Annotated in this window: 3 protein-coding genes and 1 pseudogene; all 4 read left to right on the top strand. The window is 32.2% G+C overall.

Features of this window, described 5'->3' with window-relative positions; translation table 11 throughout:
- Positions 1 to 738: 738 nt before the first annotated feature.
- Positions 739 to 1896: a CPBP family intramembrane glutamic endopeptidase gene (locus tag MW688_RS21115; RefSeq protein WP_486737986.1), complete on the top strand. Its 1158-nt coding sequence runs from the start codon at positions 739 to 741 to the stop codon at positions 1894 to 1896.
- A 122-nt stretch (positions 1897 to 2018) separates the two neighbouring features.
- Positions 2019 to 2885, top strand: a complete 867-nt coding sequence (locus tag MW688_RS21120) for a prohibitin family protein (protein WP_486737987.1) — start codon at positions 2019 to 2021, stop codon at positions 2883 to 2885.
- Positions 2886 to 3025: 140 nt separating this feature from the next.
- Complete coding sequence (locus MW688_RS21125) at positions 3026 to 4633, top strand: site-2 protease family protein (protein WP_486737988.1); 1608 nt, start codon at positions 3026 to 3028, stop codon at positions 4631 to 4633.
- 145 nt (positions 4634 to 4778) lie between these two features.
- Positions 4779 to 6222, top strand: a pseudogene (locus MW688_RS21130) (hypothetical protein); the annotation flags it as partial.

The raw sequence follows: 6222 nt of genomic DNA on the forward strand, positions 1-6222 counted from the left end.
GTTAATTTAGTACATAAGTTCTGGTGCAAGATATGAGGTCAATAGGGGTTTGTAGTGTATGCTGAACTATAAAGCTACAAAAGCCTCCAACTATACTTGGAAGAATTTTCGCAACAACTTTACTATTCTGATAATAGAGTGATTTAAGACCTTTTCCCATTTATCACTGGTGTAGTAAAAATTTTTCGCTATGCTATCTGTAGTGTTAATTTTCTGAAAGTTTTGCCAAAAAACTCTACCAATAGTGTTGCTTATTTTTTTAGCAACAGAACCCATAAAAGTGGGAGACTAACTCAAAAACCTCATCCTATTTCATATAAAGGGAGAATATTTCATGCTCACAGAAGAACAGAAAAATGCACTAAGAATACAAAAAGACGAAAGTGAAGCTCTAGTAGCAAAATTGGTCGATTCCTACTAAGTAGAAAGTAGCTCTAGAATTCTCGATATAGTTACCAAGGTTTTTATCTTATAAATGTCGGGAAACGCAAAAGCTTTATCTACTATACATTTCATCACTTTCCAAATTTGTATCTAAATTTTGCAAGTTTTAATTTTCTTGAGCAATGCTAGTAAGTGTACAGAGAAAATCTATTTACTTGAATATGTCATCACTGAGTTTTGACAGTTTCAGTTTATTAATCTCATTTCTGAGTTTCTTAACATTTGTTTTGTCCATAATACCCTAAGTATTGTGTCGCTTTAATCTAGTAAAATACATTTTTCAATAGTCAAAAAATGAATCATCTAAATACTCTTCAAAAAGATAAATCTTTAAGAATAATCGTTCTAGGATTATTCTTGTGGTTGCCACTGTTTCCAGTATTTTTAATTGCAAGTGATAATGATCTTGAAAACCTTCCCCCTTTCATAGGACTATTAACCTTGATTATTTTGTTTACATCCTGTTTTTTCTTCATCAAAGGAGGTTGTTTATATATCAAAAGCAAAGGGTATTCATCGAGTTGGGGATGGCTAGGATTATTAAATTTTTTCGGAATTGGATTATTATTACTTTTTCCCACTAAAAAACAATTTCAACAATATAATGAAAATATTTTTAACAATGTTAATGTATTAGAACTTTTGTTGTATTGGCTGATAGGAATACCAACTATCTACGCAATATTGATTTTTAGCTTTTGTGCAATAGATAATTGTTCCTTGGATAATATTAATGTTAAGGTAAAAAGTTTTTTAAACTTAATATTCTTACTTTATTCATTACTATGGCTATTTTTTACGATGAAAAAAGCCAAGTTTGAATATAATAAATTTATCCTCAAAAAAGCTAAGATTAATTGGCTGCTAATTATAATTTTGCTTATTGTAAAAATTGCTTTTGCCTGGTGTTTTTTTTATTTGAATTTGTATTATCTTTCTTTTGTTTTTCCTGAGTATGTTGAAAACTATATCAATGAAGCAAGATATACAAATGCTTTAGGCATGATTAGTTATTTTATTATGGCTATTATTTGGGCACCTTTGTTTGAGGAGTTTTATTTTCGAGGTCTTATGCTACAAAAATGGTCAATGAAATGGGGCGTAAAAAAAGCTATAGCTATTTCCTCTTTAATTTTCGCCATCGTGCATTTTCGGCATGATGTTATTTCATTATTTATTGCTGGAGTGTTATATTGTATTGTTTACTTTAAAACTGGTAATTTAAGAGCGGCAATTATTCTCCATTGTCTCTATAATATTGTTGCTGTTGGACATAGTAGCTTATCGAGTCAAGAATTTGTTGCTATAAATGATTTTCAACAAAGTGTTAACTCTTCCCTGGGACAGGATCTTATCATCCTTTCTTTATCTTTCGCTTTTTTAGTTGTGTTTATTTATCGCAATTTTCCTAAGGATAATGATTTGATTCCCTATTATCGTCACAGGATTTGATACTCTGTTGAGAATTGGTAGCGGGTGTCCCGCATTTCTCCCAAAAAGAGCGATCGCTCTTCTACTCATTATAATCTTTCTCATTTTTGCCTAAGCTTTTCACAAAAAAAAGGACGATAATTATGAAAAAACTGCCTAAAATCGAACTGCATCGAAACAAATTTCAACTTATTCCTGTTGCAACAATTGTAGGACTTGTCGGATTTCTCATACTAATCAATAAATTCCTCGTAATTATACCCACTGGTGAAGTGGGAGTAAAAGAAACTTTCGGTAAACTTTCAGAGCGCCCTCTAAGTCCAGGTTTTTATTTTATTAATCCCTTTGGAAGAGTAATTAAATTTTCTACTCGTATAGTTGATATCAAAGAAAAAATAGAAACCACCTCTGAAGAAGGTTTAACGATATTAATTGACGTCAGTTTACAGTATCAAGCGAATCCTGAGAAAATTGAAGAAATTTATGCCAATGTGGGAATGAATGAAAAAGAAATTATTATTCCTCGATTTCGTTCTCTAGTTAGAGAAACTACGGCTAACTATCCTCTCAAAGCAATTTATAGCGATAGAAGAAAAGAAATAGCTACAAATTTAAAACAAAAGTTAGCAGAAAGTCTTGAACCCTTGGGATTTGAAGTAAAAGAAGTTTTACTGAGAGAAATTATTTTACCTGAAGCGGTTAATGAGGCTATTCAAGCTAAGATAAAAGCAGAACAAGAAAGTCAACAATTAGACTTTGAAATAGAAAAAACCAAAAAAGAAGCTGAAAGAGCTCAGATTGAAGCAGAAGCAGAAGCAAAAATAATTAAGATTTCCGCTTTAGCAGAAGCAGAGGCTCAACGCATTATCACAGAAGCACTAACTCCAGAAATTTTGGAACTAAAAAAAATAGAAGCAACTCAAGGTTTAGTTGAATCAGAAAATAGTAAGATCATTCTTTTTGGGGGTGGAAATCAACCACAGCCTTTTATGTTTCTTCCTAATCAATGACGAGAGGGAAAATTTGGCGTTGCTGAAAGGTAGTGTGCTTTGTTTATAAATAAATAAAGCACATCTAAATACTTTATCGAGCAAAGATTATGGCACGGATTTAATTATTTTTCAACAGATTTTATACACTACCACTGATCATGAATTATTTAATTTACGGATTAATTTTCTATATTTTTGTATTTACCCTGAAATATATTTCTTTATTTAAACAAGTTGTCGGTCTTATCTTACAGTATCCTCGTTTAAGTCTTAAATCTTCTGAGGAAGTACCTGATTATTTACAACAAATCTTTAACGTTGCATTGGAAGATTTGCAAGTCTTAGGGTTTGAGTTTTTTTGTTATCTTCAGGAAGAAAGCATAATCTATGATTATGGAACCCAATATTCTGGTATTTTTTATCATAAAGATAAGAATATTTGCGCCAGAGTTGATTCTTCTGTTAATGCTACATATTCCTTAGAATTTTCTAGTTTTTTCACTGATGGTTCAGCTTTAATTACTGTTAATAATCTTTTACATCGCATGATATATACAAACTCTCAAGCAATTTGGCAAGATCCTTATGTTACAAGTATTAATGAACATTATCAATTTCATTTAGAAAAAGCCACCACAGTAAATCAACAGCAAATTGATATCACTTCTCCTGAACTATTTTGTTCTTTATTATCTAGTTTATATAACTTTATGATTGATAATGAGGTAAATAACCATAACTTTGTACCTATTGATCAAGGAGATACTTTTAGGTGTAGTTTTAAATATGCGATCGCTAAAACTAGAGAAATTCAAAAAGGAGATGCTCAAGTTAACAAGAAACAAAAACAACCTAAAAAGATTCCAACACCTTTAGAAATAGAAGTAGAACAGTATCAACGTTATCAACGTTATGAGAATCGTACCATTAGCAAACAAATTCAAACTTACTTTTTTATTGCTACATTCATTATTTCCTGCATAATATATAGCATATTTTTTCAGTTCAATTTTTCTGTTTTGTTTTTTATAATGATAACTTTAATTGTTCATGAATTAGGTCATTTTTGGGCGATGAGATACTTTGGATATAATAACACATCTATATTTTTTATCCCTTTTTTTGGAGCTGCTGCTAGTGGTAAGAAACAAAAAGCAAGTTTATGGGAAGAGATTATTGTTTTACTTGCTGGTCCAATTCCAGGAATTATACTAGCTAGTATAATTGCCATAATTTTAGGAGAAAAACTAAACTTAGTAGCGAATGATTTTACAATAATAATGGATATTAATTTCATCAATTTACTACCTATTTTGCCTTTAGATGGTGGAAAAATTACTAATTTACTAATTTTTTCTTTCAATCCTATGGCTAATCTGGGATTTAAACTTTTTACTATTGGTTTATTGAGTTTTGTTGGCTGGAGTATTCAGGAACCAATTTGCTTATTTTTAGCTATTATTTTAACTTTGAGTCTCAAAAATAGTTGGAAAATAGTTAAAGTTTCTAAAAAATTATCTCGGCAAGATTTAATTAAACAAGATACAACAACTCAGGTAAAACATATTTTTCAAGCTTTAAATTCATCAGGTTATAGAGATTTACCCTTTGGGCAAAAATATTCTTTAGTAAAAGAGATAAAAAATGGATTGCAGGTAAGTTCTAAGATGACTAGATTTTATCTAATCAGTCTTTATTTAATCAGTTTAATTGGAAGCTTTATACTGATATTAATAGCTTTTAACCGTATCAATGTAATCGATTAGGAGAGGGGAAATTTTAGAGAAGATGTTGAGCGTATTACTTATTTTAACATGTCAACAAAGAGCTATCCCAGTGGGATTATTTAACGGCAGAACAAGATTGGATTGCTTATTATCAAAAAATTGAAGTAATAGAGGAAGTTTAAAGATGAATGAACCAACACAAAGAAAACAAGCCTATTTCAAGCTAATTCAAGCATTTGTACAATGCCCTATTGAAGAACAAGGAAAATTTTTAAATGCTAATCAAGAATTAGTCGATGAAGGATTAGTAGAAACAATTAATCAACTAGCCTCTGAATTAAAACAAGGGGGTGAAAATAATCCAGCTAATTTCTTGATTGAGATGGCACGTCAGTTAGAATCATCGTTTAATTACTCAGAGTTCTGGAACCAAGTATTCAAAAAAATTCATAGTAGTCAAGGAAATGAGAAAGAAGTCGCTCTTCTACTAGCTAGTAATCAACATCTATTAAATGAAGGATTTCGCCACTGGTTAAATGAATGGACTAGAGATATAATGACTCAACTTCCATCATCTGAACAAGAAGGTTTAGCAAATATTATTTATATATTTGGCATGATAATATCGAGGTTTCCATTAGGGAATCCCAGAGAAAATCAAGAAATAGCCCTCAACAGTTTTCAACTAGCTTTAAAAGTACTTGAGCGAGACCCCGTAGGTTGGGCAATGACTCAATGGGCATTAGGTACAGCATATATTTTACGTATAGAAGGGGAGAGAAGAGAGAATCTGGAAACGGCGATTAATTGTTTTCAATTAGCTCTTTGTGAATGGACTAGAGAGCGAGACCCCCTTAGTTGGGCAATGACTCAACAGGAATTAGGTACAGCATATATTTTACGTATAGAAGGGGAGAGAAGAGAGAATCTGGAAACGGCGATTAATTGTTATCAAAATGCTCTTTCTGAAAGGACTAGAGAGCGAGACCCCCTTAATTGGGCTCTGACTCAGTGCTCATTGGGTAAAGCATATATTTTACGTATAGAAGGGGAAGAAATAGAGAATCTGGAAACGGCAATTAATTGTTTTCGATTAGCTCTTTTTGAATGGACTAGAGAGCGAGAACCCCTTGATTGGGCTATGACTCAACACGCATTAGGTGTAGCTTATAGAGTGCGCATAGAAGGAGAAAAAAGAGAGAATCTGGAAAGGGCGATTGATTGTTATCAAAATGCTCTTTCTGAAAAGACTCAAGAGCGAGTACCGTTAAATTGGGCTATGACTCAGTACGAATTAGGTAATGCTTATAGTGGGCGCATAGAAGGGGAGAAAAGAGAGAATCAGGAAACTGCGATTAATTATTATCAAAATGCTCTTTCTGAATGGACTAGAGAGCGAGACCCCTTTAATTGGGCTATGACTCAACACGCATTAGGTAATGCTTATGAAAACCGCATAGAAGGGGAAAAAAGAGAGAATCTGGAAAGGGCGATTAATTGTTGTCAAAATGCTCTGACCATATATACTCCTCAATCAAATCCCTCTGAGTGCCTCAGAAGTGCTGATAGTTTGGGTTATTTAGCCTTCACAGAAGGCAACTGGAACTTAGCTATCAACGCATATAATC

Source organism: Johannesbaptistia floridana, from assembly GCF_057440575.1.

Coding starts and splice junctions, on each gene's coding strand:
- MW688_RS21115 (WP_486737986.1), top strand. CDS start 739: ATGAATCATCTAAATACTCTTCAAAAAGATAAATCTTTAAGAATAATC.
- MW688_RS21120 (WP_486737987.1), top strand. CDS start 2,019: ATGAAAAAACTGCCTAAAATCGAACTGCATCGAAACAAATTTCAACTT.
- MW688_RS21125 (WP_486737988.1), top strand. CDS start 3,026: ATGAATTATTTAATTTACGGATTAATTTTCTATATTTTTGTATTTACC.